Raw genomic sequence first — 15,103 nt, forward strand, 5'->3', positions numbered from 1 at the left:
CATGACAAAGTGGTCACGCGACCGGAGCGGCATGGCCGAGCGACCGTTCAGCCGCGCGGCGCGTCGAGGATCCCTGAGATCGCCTGACCTACGGCATCCATGTCCGCCATGCCGTCGACCCGGCGGACGAGCCCGCGCGCTTCGTAGAAAGGCAGGATCGGAGCCGTCTTGGCGCGATACTCGGCCATCCGGGTCGCGACGGTCTCGGCATTGTCGTCCGGGCGGCGCTTGAAGTCCGTCGATCCGCAGACGTCGCAGACACCTGCGATCGCGGGCTGCTTGAAACTGTCGTGATAGCCCGCACCGCAAGTCGCGCAGGTGTAGCGGCCGACGATACGCTCGGTCAGCGCGGCTTCGTCGACCTCCAGCTCGATCACCCAGTCGAGTTGCTGCCCACGCTCCGACAGGAGCAGGTCGAGCGCCTCCGCCTGGGCGGTGGTGCGCGGATAGCCGTCGAAGATGGCGCCGCGGTCGACGCCCTGATCCAGCCGCTCGCCGATCAGCGCCGAGACGATCGCGTCGGACACCAGCTCGCCCGCATCCATGACCGCCTTGGCCTGGAGGCCGACGGGGGTGCCGGCCTTGACCGCCGCCCGCAACATGTCGCCCGTCGAGAGCTGGACCATGCCGCGCTCGCCGACCAGCTTGGCCGCCTGCGTGCCCTTGCCCGCGCCCGGCGGACCCAACAGGATGATGTTCATCGCTCTCCCCTTTGTGCCGCCTGCCCGCGCGGATCAGCGCAGGCGGCCGCCCTTCAGCTTGGCCTTCTTGATCAGGTCGCCATATTGATGCGCCAGCAGATGAGACTGGATCTGCGTCACCGTGTCCATCGTGACGTTGACCACGATCAACAGGCTGGTCCCGCCCAGATAGAAGGGGATCGACAGGGCCGAGACGAGATATTCCGGCAACAGGCAGATGACGAGCAGATAGGCCGCGCCGATCACCGTGATGCGGGTGAGGACGTAGTCGAAATAGCTCTCGGTATTCTTGCCCGGGCGGATGCCGGGGATGAAACCGCCATAGCGCTTCAGATTGTCCGCCGTCTCCTCGGGATTAAACACCACGGCGGTGTAGAAGAACGAGAAGAAGATGATGCCGGCGCCATAGAGCGCCATGTACACCGGGCTGCCATGCTGCAGATACTGGTTGAGCGAGATGATGAAGTCGCCCCAGGCGCTCTCACCCGCAACGCGCTGGCCGGCGAACTGCGAGATCGTCAGCGGCATCAGCAGCAGCGACGAGGCGAAGATCGGAGGGATCACGCCTGCGGTGTTGAGCTTCAGCGGCAGGTGGCTGCGATCGGCCTGCATGCCGCGCTGCGTCTGACGCTTGGGATATTGGATCAGGATGCGGCGCTGCGCCCGCTCCATGAAGCAGATGAACAGGATCAGCGCGACGACCGCGACCACTATGCCGATCAGGCGCAGCGGGTCGAGGCTGCCCGAGCGGCCGCCCTCCAGCAGGTTGATCAGCGTCGTCGGCAGATGCGCGACGATGCCCGCCATGATGATCAGCGACACGCCGTTGCCGATGCCGCGGCTGGTGATCTGCTCGCCCAGCCACATCAGGAACATGGTCCCGCCGATCAGCGAGATGACGGCGGCGATGCGGAAGGTGAAGCCCGGCTCGATCACCGCCTGCACGCCGGACGACGCGCCCAGCGCCTCGAGCCCGACCGCGATGAAATAGCCCTGGATCGCGGTCAGCAGCACCGTGCCGTAGCGGGTGATCTGGTTCAGCTTCTTGCGACCGCTCTCGCCTTCCTTCTTGATCGCGGCGAGCTTGGGGCTGAGCGACGTCGCCAGCTGCACCACGATCGAGGCCGTGATGTAGGGCATCACACCCAGCGCGATCAGCGACATGCGGCTCAGCGAGCCGCCCGAGAAGGTGTTGAAGAAGTCGAGCACGCCGCCCGTCGTCCGCTGGCTCAGCAGCCCGAGGGCGGTCGGGTCGACGCCCGGGAGCGGGACATAGGACAGGAGGCGGAAGACGATCAGCGCGCCGATCGTGAACCACAGCCGCTTCTTGAGGTCGGTCGCCTGCGCGAATTTGGCCAGGTTGATGCTTTGCTGCATGCGGTCGGCTGCGGATGCCATGCGTGTCGATATCCTGGAAACGAAGAACGGCGGGATGCGTTTTGACCCGCCCCGCCGCTCATATAGGCGCGCAATGCGCCTTGTCTAATGCCGGCCGGCCCATCCTGCTGCCCGCCACGATCCGATCGCGGCGGATCGGCGCGGATCAGGCCTTCTTGGCCAGCCGTGCCTCGCGGGCCTTGCCCTTCTTGGCAGCGGCCTTCTCGGCGGCCGGCACGACGGTCGGCACCTCGATCGAACCGCCGGCCTTCTCGACCGCCTCGCGCGCGGAGGCCGACACGCCGGCCACCAGGAAGGACAGCTTCGCGCTGAACTCGCCCTTGCCGAGCAGGCGCACGCCGTCCTTGCCGCCACGGGCGAGACCGGCCGCCTTGAGCGCCGCATGATCGATCGTGCCGTCGGTGGCGAGCTTGCCCGCATCCACCGCCTTCTGGATCGCGCCCAGGTTCACCTCGGCATAGTCCTTGGCGAAGATGTTGTTGAAGCCGCGCTTCGGCAGACGCATGTGGAGCGGCATCTGGCCGCCCTCGAAGCCGGCGATCGAGACGCCCTCGCGGCTCTTCTGGCCCTTCTGGCCACGGCCGGCGGTCTTGCCCTTGCCCGAGCCGATGCCACGCCCGACGCGGATCTTGGACTTGCGGGCGCCCTGATTGTCCCGGAGTTCGTTCAGCTTCATGATATGCACTCGCTTTCGCTTTTGTCGCGCTGGTGAAAAATGGAAGGCGGCCGCTTAGCGACCCTGCCGCGAAATGTCACGCAGATTGCGACATGTCAGCCGCCCGATGCCTGCAGACTGCTCGACATGCATCGGGACGATGTCGCAGGAGACCGTTCGAGAACTCGGCCGATGCGCCGCCCCATACGCATCGCCGGCACTTCGACATGACGAAAGCTCCAGGCCGCCAACGGCATCGTCGCCATCAGGGTCGCCATCAGGACCGCCAGCGTTGCCGTCCCGGGCGAGCCCATCACGAAGCGCGGCGCCACGATTGCAACCAGCGCCGTCGCGATGCCGAGGACCGGCTGATGCAGGAGGTATAGGCTATAGGACCGGTTGCCCAGAACAATCGCTGCGGGAGCGCTCAAAGCGGGCACTGCGGCCGGACGCACATGGATGGCTGCGATCATGATCGCTGCACCGAAAGCTTCGATCAACGCGGTCAGCGGATCATTGTAGGCCAGCACATAATCGGCACCGGTCAGAATGCGGCCGAACCAGAGCAGGCCGAAGCCGGCTATGACGACGGACAGAGCAAAGCTGCGGTGGGAGAGCGCTGCGCGAAGGTGCGGTATGGCCAAAGCCACGGCAGCCCCGATACCGAAGTCGACTAGATACGTCGGTATCCAGAGCGGCCAGCCCGTCGCCCGGCACGAAAGAAGGCCAAGCGCCAGCAGCAGAATGGCGAAGACGAAAACGGAGCGTCGCATCGCCACGACCAGAAACGGCAGCAGGAGCGAACCCGCCAGCTCCACCGCCATCGTCCAGATCGGCAGGGGCAGGTTCGGTTTCAGGCCCGCGAAAGCCGCGACGAGCTTGCCTCCGGGCATTGGCCATCCCCCGAAATTCTGACGCGCCCAATCGGTACCGAGTTCGGTCCCGCCGGCGCCGAAGATCAGCAGATAGGCGACGCCCAAGCCGCAGGCCGCCCAAAGGGCCGGATAGATGCGGAAGGCGCGACGCACATAGAAGCAGAGGATGGCCCGCGCATCCAAATCGCTCTTGATGAGCGACAATGTCAGGACGAAGCCGCTGAGTACAAAGAAACTTACGACCGCCGCGTGAGCATTGAAGACGGTCGTCACCCAGAAGCGGGCCGCAGCGCCATAGTCATAGTAGAGCGCGCAATGGTAAATCACCACGATCAGCGCCGCCAAGCCCCGCCAGGACTGGAGTTCTTCTACCGGACGATGATGACGCGCATCGACGACAGCATGGTGGAACAGCGGATTGACTGCCATGACGATATCCCCCCAGATAACGGGATCGCCATGAGCCACAAAGAAGAAGCGGCGCAAGTCGTCAGACTCGCGCCGCTCCTGGTCAGCGTTTCAGCTTGGAACAGCCGGTTCAGCCGTCGACCTTCACCATGTGCTGCACCTTGCGGATCATGCCGCGCACCTCGGGGGTGTCCTGCAGCTCCGAAACCTTGTGCATCTTGTTGAGGCCAAGGCCGATCAGCGTCGCGCGCTGATCCTTGGTGCGGCGGATCGGCGAGCCGGTCTGCGTGATCTTGATCGTCGCCATGTCGCTTACTCCACGATCGCCGCGGCATCGGCCTCGGCAGCCTGCGCATTGGCGCCCTGGCCGCGACCGAGCAGGTCGGCGATCTTCTTGCCGCGACGCTGCGCGACGCTCTTGGGCGACGTCTGGTCGCCCAGCGCCTCGAAGGTCGCACGGATCATGTTGTACGGGTTCGAGGTGCCGACCGACTTGGTCACCACATCGGCCACGCCCAGGCTCTCGAAGACGGCGCGCATCGGGCCGCCCGCGATGATGCCGGTGCCCTGCGGCGCCGAGCGGACATAGACGCGCCCCGCACCGAAGTGACCGGTGGCATCGTGGTGCAGCGTCCGGCCCTCGCGCAGCGGCACGCGGACCATCTTCTTCTTGGCCGACGCGGTCGCCTTCGAGATCGCCTCCGGCACCTCGCGCGCCTTGCCGTGGCCGAAGCCGACCCGGCCCTTGCCGTCGCCGACCACGACCAGCGCCGCGAAGCCGAAGCGCTTGCCGCCCTTCACCGTCTTCGACACGCGATTGATGTGGACGAGCTTCTCGATCAGCTCCTCGCCCTGGTCCTCGGCGCCGCGACGGTCTTCGCGGCGGCCGCGGCCGTCACGGCCACCACCCCGGCGATCGCCACCGCGACCGCCGCCCTGGCCACCGCGACCGCGCGGGCCACGACCACCATCCTGGGGCTGCTGCTGCGGCGCGGCCTCGGCGGTGACCGCCTGATCCTGCGCGTTGTTGTCGTCAGCCATGATTAGAACTCCAGTCCGGCTTCACGAGCCGCCTCGGCCAGCGCCTTCACGCGGCCATGGAAGAGGAAGCCGCCGCGATCGAACACGACCTGCGTCACGCCCGCAGCCAGCGCCGCCTCGGCGACCCGCTTGCCCACTGCGGTGGCGGCAGCGATGTTCGCTCCCGACTCGTCCCGCGCCGTCAGCGTCGACGCCGACGCCACGGTGCGGCCGGCGACGTCGTCGATCACCTGCGCATAGATGTGCTTGCCAGAGCGATGCACCGACAGGCGCGGCCGCGTGCCCGCCCGCGCACGCAGCGCGGTACGGTTGCGCCGGCGGCGCTTCTCGAAAAGAGAGAGACCCTTGGTCATTACTTCTTCTTCCCTTCCTTGCGGAAGATGAACTCGCCGTCGTACTTGATGCCCTTGCCCTTGTACGGCTCGGGCTTGCGCCAGCGGCGGATCTCGGCGGCCAGCTGGCCGACCTTCTGCTTGTCCGCGCCGCTGATCTCGACGGTGGTGGCGTCCGGCGTCTTCACCTCGAGGCCTTCCGGCACGTCGATGTTGACGTCGTGGCTGTAGCCGAGCTGCAGCTTCAGGGTCTTGCCCTGTGCCGCGGCGCGATAGCCGACGCCGGTGATGACCAGCTTCTTGGAGAAGCCGGTGGTGACGCCCGTCACCAGGTTCTGCACCAGGGTGCGCTGCATGCCCCAAAAGGCGCGGGCGCGCTTGGTGTCGTTCGCCGGCTGCACCGCGATGCCGTCCGACTGGACGTCATAGCTGATCTCGTCGGCGAGCGACATCGACAGGGTGCCCTTGGGACCCTTCACGCTCAGCACCTTGTCGGCGATCGTCGCGGTCACGCCCGAAGGCACCGCGACCGCCTTCTTACCGATGCGGCTCATCAGAACACCTCCGCCAGCACTTCGCCGCCAACATTCTGCTCGCGCGCCTCCGCGTCGGACAGAACGCCGCTCGGCGTCGACACGATGGTGATGCCCAGGCCGTTCATCACGCGCGGCAGCTCCTGCGCGCCCGAATAGATACGGCGGCCGGGCTTCGACACGCGCGCGATATGCTTGATCGCGGGCTGGCCCTCGAAATATTTGAGCTCGATGCGCACGCCGGCGGCGGGGCCCATCTGCTCTTCGGAATAGCCGCGGATATAGCCCTCACGCTGCAGCACGTCGAGGACGCGCACGCGCAGCTTGGACGCCGGCGAAAGGACGCTGTCCTTGCGCGCGCGCTGGCCGTTGCGGATGCGGGTGAGCAGGTCACCCACGGGATCGGTCACTGCCATCTCAAACGGTCCTTACCAGCTCGACTTCGTGAGGCCGGGGATCATGCCCTTGTTGGCAAGATCGCGCAGCATGACGCGAGCGAGACGGAACTTGCGGTAGTACGCGCGCGGGCGGCCGGTGATCTCGCAGCGGTTGCGGATGCGGGTCGGGTTCGCGTTGCGCGGCAGCTCGGCCATCTTGAGGCGCGCGATGAGACGCTCGGTCTCGTCCAGCGACTCGTCGTTCGCCTGCGCCTTCAGCTTGGCGTACTTGGGAGCATATTGCTTCACGAGCTTCTTACGACGCTCGTTCTTGTTGATCGAACTCAGTTTCGCCATGGACTTAAGCTCTTCCTATAAACGCCCCCGGACACCATCCGGGGGCGGGAGAATTCAGGCCGCCTTCTTCTCTTCGGCGGCCTCTTCCAGCGGGAACGGGAAGCCGAACAGACGGAGCAGCTCGCGCGCCTCGTCATCGGTCTTCGCCGTGGTGGTGACGATCACGTCCATGCCACGCACCTTGTCGATGCGGTCATAGTTGATCTCGGGGAAGATGATCTGCTCCTTGATGCCGCAGGCATAGTTGCCGCGACCGTCGAAGCTCTTCGGGTTCAGACCACGGAAGTCGCGCACGCGCGGCAGCGCGATCGTGATGAAGCGGTCGAGGAACTCGTACATGCGCTCGCGGCGCAGGGTCACCTTGACGCCGATCGGCATGCCCTCGCGCAGCTTGAACTGCGCGATCGACTTCTTCGCCTTGGTGATGACCGGCTTCTGACCGGCGATCAGCTCCATCTCCGACGCGGCCTGCTCGACGCGCTTCTTGTCCTGGGTCGCCTCGCCGACGCCCATGTTCAGGACGATCTTCTCGATGCGCGGGATCTCGAGCGCGTTCTTGTAGCCGAACTTCTCCTGCATCGCCTGGACGATGCGGTCCTCGTAGATCCCCTTCATCCGGGGCTTGTAGGCATCAGCCATCGATCTTCTCCCCGGTCTTCACGGCCACGCGGACCTTCTTGCCATCCTGCGTCTCGAAACGGACGCGGGTCGGCTTGCCGTCGGCGGTCACGTGCGCGACCTTCGAGATGTGGAGCGGCGCTTCGCTGCGCTCCAGGCCACCCTGCGGGTTGGTCTGGGTCGGCTTGCGGTGGCGGGTCGCGATGTTCACGCCCTCGACCACGACCTTGCCGTCCTTCGGCATGGCGATGGTGACGGTGCCGGTCTTGCCCTTGTCCTTGCCGGACAGGACGACGACGCGGTCGCCCTTCTTGATCTTGGCGGCGGCCATTACAGCACCTCCGGAGCCAGCGAGATGATCTTCATGTGCTTCTTGCCGCGCAGCTCGCGCACCACCGGCCCGAAGATACGGGTGCCGATCGGCTCCTCGTTCTTGTTGACCAGCACGGCAGCGTTGCTGTCGAAGCGGATGGTCGAGCCGTCCGCGCGGTGAATGTCCTTCGCGGTGCGGACGATGACGGCGCGATGCACGTCACCCTTCTTCACGCGGCCGCGCGGCTGCGCTTCCTTGATGCTGACGACGATGATGTCACCGACCGACGCCGTGCGGCGCTTCGAGCCGCCCAGCACCTTGATGCACTGCACCCGCTTCGCGCCGCTGTTGTCAGCGACGTCGAGATTGGACTGCATCTGGATCATGGATCCCGCTTCCTTCTCTTCATGGGCTGGATTCCGACCCAGCCCGGCCTAAAAATAACGACCCCGGCAGCGGGCTGACCCGCGCCGGGGGAGCGGCCCCTTAACCGCTCCGTCGGGGAAGCGCAATGCCCCTCCCCCATATCCGCCGTGCCAGACCAGGCTGGCATCTCGCGAAGTCAGTCCCGACCCTCACCCGAACATCCCAGCCTGCGCCGGAATGACGGTGAGGCCCGACGTGATTACGCGTCGACGTCGACCCGCTCGGGCGCCGCGTGGGTGTTCACCCGCTCGATCACCTTCCAGGTCTTCAGCTTGGAAATCGGCGCGATCTCTTCGATGCGCACGGTTTCGCCGGCCTTGTACTCATTCGCCTCGTCATGGGCGTGATACTTCTTCGAGCGGCGGATGATCTTGCCGTAGAGCGGGTGCTTGACCTTGCGCTCCACGTTCACGACCACCGTCTTCTCGCCCTTGTCGGAGACGATCACTCCGGTCAGCACGCGCTTCGGCATGTGTCGTTCCTTACTTCTCGGCAGTCGCAGCGGTACGCTGCGCCTGCAGGGTCTTGATTCGCGCGATATCGCGACGGACCTCGCGGACGCGGCTCGGCTTTTCGAGCTGGCTGGTCGCCGCCTGGAAGCGCAGGTTGAACTGCTCGCGCTTCAGGTTGCCCAGGCTCTCGGAGAGCTGGTCGTCGCTCTGGCCGTTGAAATCGGTCTTGGCCATGTCTCTCACTCGCCCCCGAGGTGGCTGGTGTCGCCCAGGCGGGCAACGACCTTGGTCTTGATCGGCAGCTTCATCGCCGCGCGCTCGAACGCCTCCGCGGCGAGCTTGCCGTCGACGCCGTCGAGCTCGAACAGGATCCGGCCCGGCTTGACGCGGGCGGCCCAGAACTCCGGCGATCCCTTGCCCGAGCCCATGCGGACTTCGGCCGGCTTCGACGAGACCGGCACGTCCGGGAACACGCGGATCCACAAACGCCCCTGGCGCTTCATGTGACGCGTGATCGCACGACGGGCCGCCTCGATCTGGCGAGCGGTGATTCGCTCCGGCTCCAGCGCCTTCAGCCCGTACGAGCCGAAGTTGAGCGTGGTGCCGCCCTTGGCGTCGCCGTGGATTCGGCCCTTGAACGCCTTGCGGAATTTGGTGCGCTTTGGCTGCAGCACTTTCTCTTACTCCTTAGCGGCGATCATCGCGCGCCGGGCGCACGCCGGAGGTCTGGGCCTCCATCATGAGCCGGTCGGTCGCCATCGGGTCGTGACCCAGGATCTCGCCCTTGAACACCCAGACCTTGACGCCGCAGACACCATAGGAGGTGTGGGCCTCGGCCTCGGCATAGTCGATGTTCGCACGCAGCGTGTGCAGCGGCACGCGGCCCTCGCGATAGCTCTCCGAGCGCGCGATCTCCGCACCGCCCAGACGACCACCGCAATAGACCTTGATGCCATCGGCACCCAGGCGCATCGCCGACTGCACCGCACGCTTCATGGCGCGACGGAAGGCGATACGACGCTCGAGCTGATCGGCGATCCCCTGCGCGACGAGACGGGCGTCCACCTCGGGCTTGCGGATCTCGACGATGTTCAGGCTGACGTCCGAAGACGTCATGCTGCCCAGCGTCTTGCGCAGCTTCTCGATGTCGCCGCCCTTCTTGCCGATGATGACACCGGGGCGTGCGGCGAAGATCGAGATGCGGCACAGCTTGGCCGGACGCTCGATCACGACCTTGCTGATCGCGGCCTGCGGCAGGTTCTTCATGATGTACTGGCGGATCTTCAGATCCTCCAGCAGCAGGCGGCCGTAATCGGCGCCCTCCGCGAACCAGCGGCTGTCCCAGGTGCGGTTGATCTGCAACCGCATCCCGATCGGATTGCTCTTGTGACCCATTACGCTTCTTCCTGCTCGCGCACGACGATGCGCAGACGGCTGAACGGCTTCAGGATGCGGGTGGACTTGCCACGGCCGCGGGTCGCGAAGCGCTTCATCGTGATCGACTTGCCGACCGACGCCTCGGCGACGACGAGTGCGTCGACGTCGAGATTGTGGTTGTTCTCGGCATTGGCGATGGCCGAAGCCAGCACCTTGCGCGCGTCGACCGCCATGCCCTTCGACGAGAAGGCGAGGATGTTCATGGCATCCGACGCCTTCTTGCCGCGGATCAGGCCCGCTACCAGGTTCAGCTTCTGCGCCGAACCGCGGATCTGCGTGCCGACCGAGAGGGCTTCCTTCTCGCCGACCTTGCGGGGGGACTGAGGCTTGCTCATCAGCGCTTGCCCTTCTTGTCAGCCGCGTGACCCGGGAAATAGCGGGTCGGCGCGAACTCGCCGAGCTTCATGCCGACCATGTCCTCGTTGACCGAGACGGGCACGAACTTGCGGCCGTTATACACGTTGAACGTCAGGCCCACGAACGAGGGCAGGATGGTGGAGCGCCGCGACCAGGTCTTGATCGGCGCGCGGCCACCGGCATCCTGCGCCGCCTCGGCCTTCTTCAGCAGGCTCAGTTCGACGAACGGGCCCTTCCAAACAGAACGAGCCATCCTATCAGCCCTTCTTCTTCGCGTGGCGGCTGCGGATAATCATCTTGTCCGTCGCCTTGTTGTGGCGGGTGCGCGCACCCTTGGTCGGCTTGCCCCACGGGGTGACCGGATGACGGCCGCCCGAGGTCCGGCCCTCGCCACCGCCGTGCGGGTGGTCGACCGGGTTCTTGGCGACGCCGCGGGTCAGCGGACGCTTGCCCATCCAGCGGGTGCGACCGGCCTTGCCGAAGTTCTGGTTCTGGTTGTCCGGGTTCGAGACCGCACCGACCGTCGCCATGCACTCGCCATGGATGTAGCGCTGCTCGCCCGAGTTCAGGCGAACGATCACCATGCCGCGATCACGGCCGACGACCTGCACATAGGTGCCGGCCGAGCGCGCGATCTGCCCGCCCTTGCCCGGCTTCATCTCCACATTGTGGACGATGGTGCCGACCGGCATCTGGCCCAGCTCCATGGCATTGCCCGGCTTCACGTCGGTCTTGCGGCCGGCGATCACCTTGTCGCCGACGTTCAGACGCTGCGGCGCGATGATATAGGCCTGGTTGACCTTGCCATCGGCGTCGGTGCCATAGTTGACCAGCGCGATGAACGCGGTGCGGTTGGGATCGTACTCCAGCCGCTCGACCGTGCCCTCGACGTCCCAGTTGCGACGCTTGAAGTCGATGTACCGGTACTTCTGCTTGTGACCGCCCGCGATGCCGCGGCTGGTCACATGGCCCTTGTTGTTGCGGCCACCGGTCTTCAGCTTGCCCTCGGTCAGCGCCTTGACGGGCTTGCCCTTCCAGAGCTGCGACTTGTCGACGAGGATCAGGCCGCGGCGGGCCGGGCTCGTCGGGTTATATTGCTTGAGTGCCATATCAGCCCTGCGCCCCCGTCGTCACGTCGATGGACTCGCCGTCCTTCAGCGTCACGATCGCCTTCTTCACGTCCGACTTGGTGTAGGGCACGCCCTTCCACTTCTTCGTCTTGCCCTTCTGGACGATCGTGTTCACGCCCGTGACGGTGACGTTGAACAGCGCCTCGACGGCGGCCTTGATCTCGGGCTTGCTCGCGGTCTTGGCGACCTTGAACACGACGGCGTTCTGCTCGGACAGCAGAGTCGCCTTCTCGGTGATGTGCGGCGCGACGATCACGTCATAGTGACGGTTGTCGATCGCGGCCTTCTGCGGCTTAGCCATTGAAGCGCGCCTCCAGCTTTTCGACCGCCGCGCGGGTCAGCACCAGCGTGTCGGCCTTGATGATGTCATAGACGTTGGCGCCGACGGCCGGCAGCAGGTCCACGCCCGGCAGGTTGTAACCGGCGCGGAAGCCCTCGCCCGTCTCGCCGTCGATCACCAGCGTCCGCTTGCCCGTGTTGAGCGTCGCGAAATGCCCCTTCAGCTCCTTGGTCTTGGCGACCTCGAAACCGTCGAGCACGATCAGCGAGCCGGCCTTGGCGTGGCTGGACAGCGCCATCTTCAGACCCAGCGCGCGAACCTTCTTGTTCAGCGAGGGGTTGAAGTCGCGGACGCGGGCGCCGTGCGCCTTGCCGCCGCCGATGAACACCGGAGCGCGGCGATCGCCGTGACGGGCGACACCGCCGCCCTTCTGGCGACCCAGCTTCTTGCCCGAGCGGGCGACATCGGCACGCTCACGGGTGCCGCGCGCGGTGGCGCGACGCTTTTCCAGCTGCCAGGTCACGACGCGGTGCAGGATGTCGGCGCGCGGATCGAGGCCGAAGACCTCGTCGTTGAGCTCGATGTCCGCCCCGGCGGTGCCGGCAAAGGACTGAACCTTGACCTTCACTGTTTAGCCCTCCTGGCTCGCGGCGGCTTCCGGAGCGGGCTCGGCAGAAGCATTGTTGTTGGCGGCGGTCTTCAGACCGGCGGGAAGCGGCGCGTCGGCATGGCGCGAGACCTTGACGGCGTCCTTGACGAACAGCCAGCCACCCTTTGAGCCGGGGACCGAGCCCTTCACGAAGATCAGGCCGCGCTCGACATCGGTGCCGACCACTTCCAGATTCTGCTGGGTGCGGTTCTTGTCGCCCATGTGGCCGGCCATCTTCTTGTTCTTGAAGACGCGGCCCGGATCCTGGCGGTTACCGGTCGAGCCGTGCGAGCGGTGCGAGACCGACACGCCGTGCGTCGCGCGCAGACCACCGAAGTTCCAGCGCTTCATGGCGCCGGCGAAGCCCTTGCCCTGGGTACGGCCCTGGATGTCGACCAGCTGGCCGGCGACGAAGTGATCGGCCGACAGCTCGGCGCCGACGTCGAGGAGATTGTCCTCGGTCACGCGGAACTCGGCGACGATCGCCTTCGGCTCGACCTCGGCCTTGCCGAAGTGGCCGCGCTGCGGCTTGGCGACGTTCTTGGCCTTGGCGACGCCTGCGCCAAGCTGGACGGCGGTATAGCCGTCGGTATTCATCTCGCGGCGGGCAACGACCTGAAGCGCCTCGAGCTGCAGGACGGTGACCGGCACGTGGCGGCCGTCGTCCTGGAACAGGCGGGTCATCCCCATCTTCTTCGCGATCACGCCGGTGCGCATGATCCACACTCCTCACAGAGGCACGCCCGAACCATTCGGACGTGCGTGTCGACCCGGAAATGCGAAGCGTGCCCCCGTCCCGGGCCGGTTGTCCTCACAGCAATCTGCTCAAGAACGTGACGGGAGACGCTGCCCTGGCTGCCGAAGCCGCCAGCGGTATCTCAAATGCCATCGCGCCGCGGGACCGGAGTCGACCGCAGCGCGTGGGGAGCCCTTACGCGAGCTTGATCTCGACGTCAACGCCGGCGGCGAGGTCGAGCTTCATCAGCGCGTCGACCGTCTGCGGCGTCGGCTGCACGATGTCGAGCATGCGCTTGTAGGTGCGCACCTCGAACTGCTCGCGGCTCTTCTTGTCGATATGCGGACCGCGGTTGACCGTGAACTTCTCGATGCGCGTAGGCAGCGGGATCGGACCGCGGATGAGCGCGCCGGTACGACGGGCAGTGTCGGCGATGTCGCCGGTTGCCTGATCGAGCACGCGATGATCGAACGCCTTTAGGCGGATGCGGATGTTGCTGTCCATGTTCCCTACCGTGCAATGGCACGACCCCGGCCGTCTCCCCGGCGACGTCCAGGATGGACACCATTGCCGGAGGCTCGTGCCGCAGGCGTGGCGCCGGCGGGATGAGATCCCGACCAAGATGCCGGGATGACGGAGAAAGAGCCGTTACTCGAAAACCGAAGCGGCGCCCTTAACGGCGCTTCTATAAAAAGGCAACCGCCCGCCGCACGGGAATGTGCGACGGGCGGCTGTTTTGCGACGAGCCGCAGGCGGCCCATAGCTGTGGCGAGAGGCCGCGAACGCGGCCCCTCCCCCGATTACTTGTCGATGCCGCTGACGACGCCGGCGCCGACGGTCCGGCCACCCTCACGGATGGTGAAGCGCTGGCCGATGTCCATCGCGATCGGCGCGATCAGCTTGATGCCGAGCGCGACGTTGTCGCCCGGCATGACCATCTCGGTGCCCTCGGGCAGCTCGACGGTGCCGGTCACGTCCGTGGTGCGGAAGTAGAACTGCGGACGATAGTTGGCGAAGAACGGCGTGTGACGGCCACCCTCTTCCTTCGACAGCACGTACACCTCCGACGAGAAGTCGGTGTGCGGCTTGATCGAGCCGGGCTTGCAGAGCACCTGGCCACGCTCGACCTCGTCGCGGGCGACGCCGCGGATCAGCGCGCCGACATTGTCGCCGGCCTGGCCCTGGTCGAGCAGCTTGCGGAACATCTCGACGCCGGTGACGGTGGTCTTGCGGACCTCCGGGTGGATGCCGACGATCTCGACTTCCTCACCGACCTTGATGATGCCGGTCTCGACGCGGCCGGTGACGACGGTGCCGCGACCCGAGATCGAGAACACGTCCTCGATCGGCATCATGAACGGCTTGTCGAGCGGACGCTCCGGCTGCGGGATGTACTCGTCGACGGCCTTCATCAGCTCCATGACCGCATCAGGGCCGAGCTTCTGGTTCGAACCCGACAGTGCGCAGGTCGCCGAACCCTTGATGATCGGAATGTCGTCGCCCGGGAACTCGTACGAGCTCAGCAGCTCGCGGACTTCCAGCTCGACCAGCTCGAGGATTTCCTCGTCGTCGACCAGGTCGACCTTGTTCATGAACACGACCATCGCCGGCACGCCGACCTGGCGGGCGAGCAGGATGTGCTCGCGGGTCTGCGGCATCGGGCCGTCGGTGGCCGACACGACCAGGATCGCGCCGTCCATCTGGGCGGCACCGGTGATCATGTTCTTCACATAGTCGGCGTGGCCCGGGCAGTCGACGTGCGCATAGTGGCGGTTCGCCGTCTCGTACTCGACGTGCGCGGTCGAGATGGTGATGCCGCGCTCGCGCTCTTCCGGCGCCTTGTCGATGTTCGCGAAGTCGACCGCGGCGTTGCCCGCGACGTTCTCCGCCAGCACCTTGGTGATCGCTGCGGTCAGCGAGGTCTTGCCATGGTCGACGTGACCGATGGTGCCGATGTTCAGGTGCGGCTTGTTCCGCTCAAACTTAGCCTTGGCCATTGTTTCCCTACCTTCTGGATTTCACGTGCAA

At 65.9% G+C, this 15,103-nt stretch carries 25 protein-coding genes; all 25 read right to left on the reverse strand.

The features are described 5' to 3' along the window. Window positions 1-47 precede the first annotated feature (47 nt). Window positions 48-701 (reverse strand): adenylate kinase, encoded by a 654-nt coding sequence (locus IEX18_RS01390; protein WP_188656826.1) that lies wholly within the window; start codon window positions 699-701, stop codon window positions 48-50. Between the two features lie 33 nt (window positions 702-734). Beyond that, window positions 735-2,099, reverse strand: coding sequence for a preprotein translocase subunit SecY (secY, locus tag IEX18_RS01395; RefSeq protein ID WP_188656827.1), 1,365 nt, complete (start codon window positions 2,097-2,099; stop codon window positions 735-737). A gap of 145 nt (window positions 2,100-2,244) precedes the next feature. Next, window positions 2,245-2,775 carry a 50S ribosomal protein L15 gene (gene rplO, locus IEX18_RS01400; protein ID WP_188656828.1) on the reverse strand — a complete coding sequence of 177 codons (531 nt, stop codon included), beginning with the start codon at window positions 2,773-2,775 and terminating at the stop codon, window positions 2,245-2,247. A 95-nt stretch (window positions 2,776-2,870) separates the two neighbouring features. Next, window positions 2,871-4,115 (reverse strand): acyltransferase family protein, encoded by a 1,245-nt coding sequence (locus IEX18_RS01405; RefSeq protein ID WP_188656829.1) that lies wholly within the window; start codon window positions 4,113-4,115, stop codon window positions 2,871-2,873. A gap of 52 nt (window positions 4,116-4,167) precedes the next feature. Continuing rightward, window positions 4,168-4,344, reverse strand: coding sequence for a 50S ribosomal protein L30 (rpmD, locus tag IEX18_RS01410; protein ID WP_188656830.1), 177 nt, complete (start codon window positions 4,342-4,344; stop codon window positions 4,168-4,170). A 5-nt stretch (window positions 4,345-4,349) separates the two neighbouring features. Continuing rightward, window positions 4,350-5,078, reverse strand: a complete 729-nt coding sequence (rpsE, locus tag IEX18_RS01415) for a 30S ribosomal protein S5 (RefSeq protein WP_229664295.1) — start codon at window positions 5,076-5,078, stop codon at window positions 4,350-4,352. Between the two features lie 2 nt (window positions 5,079-5,080). Then, window positions 5,081-5,431, reverse strand: a complete 351-nt coding sequence (gene rplR, locus IEX18_RS01420; RefSeq protein WP_188656831.1) for a 50S ribosomal protein L18 — start codon at window positions 5,429-5,431, stop codon at window positions 5,081-5,083. Further along, on the reverse strand, window positions 5,431-5,964 hold the full coding sequence (rplF, locus tag IEX18_RS01425) for a 50S ribosomal protein L6 (protein WP_188656832.1): 534 nt from the start codon (window positions 5,962-5,964) through the stop codon (window positions 5,431-5,433). The genes rplR and rplF overlap by 1 nt, the downstream gene beginning before the upstream one ends. Next, window positions 5,964-6,359 carry a 30S ribosomal protein S8 gene (gene rpsH / locus IEX18_RS01430; protein ID WP_188656833.1) on the reverse strand — a complete coding sequence of 132 codons (396 nt, stop codon included), beginning with the start codon at window positions 6,357-6,359 and terminating at the stop codon, window positions 5,964-5,966. The genes rplF and rpsH overlap by 1 nt, the downstream gene beginning before the upstream one ends. A gap of 12 nt (window positions 6,360-6,371) precedes the next feature. Next, window positions 6,372-6,677 (reverse strand): 30S ribosomal protein S14, encoded by a 306-nt coding sequence (rpsN, locus tag IEX18_RS01435; protein WP_188656834.1) that lies wholly within the window; start codon window positions 6,675-6,677, stop codon window positions 6,372-6,374. A 54-nt stretch (window positions 6,678-6,731) separates the two neighbouring features. After that, window positions 6,732-7,316, reverse strand: coding sequence for a 50S ribosomal protein L5 (gene rplE / locus IEX18_RS01440; protein ID WP_188656835.1), 585 nt, complete (start codon window positions 7,314-7,316; stop codon window positions 6,732-6,734). Then, window positions 7,309-7,626, reverse strand: a complete 318-nt coding sequence (gene rplX, locus IEX18_RS01445) for a 50S ribosomal protein L24 (RefSeq protein WP_188656836.1) — start codon at window positions 7,624-7,626, stop codon at window positions 7,309-7,311. Before rplX ends, rplE begins: the two co-directional genes overlap by 8 nt. Then, window positions 7,626-7,994: a 50S ribosomal protein L14 gene (rplN, locus tag IEX18_RS01450; RefSeq protein ID WP_184059266.1), complete on the reverse strand. Its 369-nt coding sequence runs from the start codon at window positions 7,992-7,994 to the stop codon at window positions 7,626-7,628. Before rplN ends, rplX begins: the two co-directional genes overlap by 1 nt. Before the next feature lie 239 nt (window positions 7,995-8,233). Then, a complete protein-coding gene (gene rpsQ / locus IEX18_RS01455; RefSeq protein WP_188656837.1) occupies window positions 8,234-8,506 on the reverse strand; it encodes a 30S ribosomal protein S17 in 273 nt (90 codons plus the stop codon). Window positions 8,507-8,516: 10 nt separating this feature from the next. After that, complete coding sequence (gene rpmC / locus IEX18_RS01460; protein ID WP_188656838.1) at window positions 8,517-8,720, reverse strand: 50S ribosomal protein L29; 204 nt, start codon at window positions 8,718-8,720, stop codon at window positions 8,517-8,519. 5 nt (window positions 8,721-8,725) lie between these two features. Next, complete coding sequence (gene rplP / locus IEX18_RS01465) at window positions 8,726-9,160, reverse strand: 50S ribosomal protein L16 (RefSeq protein ID WP_188656839.1); 435 nt, start codon at window positions 9,158-9,160, stop codon at window positions 8,726-8,728. A gap of 13 nt (window positions 9,161-9,173) precedes the next feature. After that, entirely contained in the window at window positions 9,174-9,881 is a 708-nt protein-coding gene (gene rpsC, locus IEX18_RS01470) for a 30S ribosomal protein S3 (RefSeq protein WP_188656840.1), read from the reverse strand. Next, on the reverse strand, window positions 9,881-10,258 hold the full coding sequence (rplV, locus tag IEX18_RS01475) for a 50S ribosomal protein L22 (RefSeq protein ID WP_188656841.1): 378 nt from the start codon (window positions 10,256-10,258) through the stop codon (window positions 9,881-9,883). Before rplV ends, rpsC begins: the two co-directional genes overlap by 1 nt. Next, window positions 10,258-10,533, reverse strand: coding sequence for a 30S ribosomal protein S19 (rpsS, locus tag IEX18_RS01480; protein WP_056530739.1), 276 nt, complete (start codon window positions 10,531-10,533; stop codon window positions 10,258-10,260). The genes rplV and rpsS overlap by 1 nt, the downstream gene beginning before the upstream one ends. A 4-nt stretch (window positions 10,534-10,537) precedes the next feature. Continuing rightward, the gene (rplB, locus tag IEX18_RS01485) at window positions 10,538-11,389 is read right to left on the reverse strand and encodes a 50S ribosomal protein L2 (protein ID WP_188656842.1); all 852 of its coding nucleotides are present in this window, start codon (window positions 11,387-11,389) and stop codon (window positions 10,538-10,540) included. Window position 11,390: 1 nt separating this feature from the next. Further along, window positions 11,391-11,711, reverse strand: a complete 321-nt coding sequence (locus IEX18_RS01490) for a 50S ribosomal protein L23 (RefSeq protein ID WP_188656843.1) — start codon at window positions 11,709-11,711, stop codon at window positions 11,391-11,393. Next, the gene (rplD, locus tag IEX18_RS01495) at window positions 11,704-12,318 is read right to left on the reverse strand and encodes a 50S ribosomal protein L4 (protein ID WP_188656844.1); all 615 of its coding nucleotides are present in this window, start codon (window positions 12,316-12,318) and stop codon (window positions 11,704-11,706) included. The genes IEX18_RS01490 and rplD overlap by 8 nt, the downstream gene beginning before the upstream one ends. Before the next feature lie 3 nt (window positions 12,319-12,321). Further along, window positions 12,322-13,056, reverse strand: a complete 735-nt coding sequence (gene rplC / locus IEX18_RS01500) for a 50S ribosomal protein L3 (RefSeq protein ID WP_188656845.1) — start codon at window positions 13,054-13,056, stop codon at window positions 12,322-12,324. 214 nt (window positions 13,057-13,270) lie between these two features. Beyond that, window positions 13,271-13,579, reverse strand: a complete 309-nt coding sequence (gene rpsJ, locus IEX18_RS01505; RefSeq protein ID WP_007406109.1) for a 30S ribosomal protein S10 — start codon at window positions 13,577-13,579, stop codon at window positions 13,271-13,273. A gap of 296 nt (window positions 13,580-13,875) precedes the next feature. Further along, window positions 13,876-15,072, reverse strand: a complete 1,197-nt coding sequence (gene tuf / locus IEX18_RS01510; RefSeq protein ID WP_188656846.1) for an elongation factor Tu — start codon at window positions 15,070-15,072, stop codon at window positions 13,876-13,878. Window positions 15,073-15,103: the final 31 nt, after the last annotated feature.

This window comes from Sphingomonas metalli (assembly GCF_014641735.1).
Classification (GTDB): Bacteria; Pseudomonadota; Alphaproteobacteria; order Sphingomonadales; family Sphingomonadaceae; genus Sphingomonas; species Sphingomonas metalli.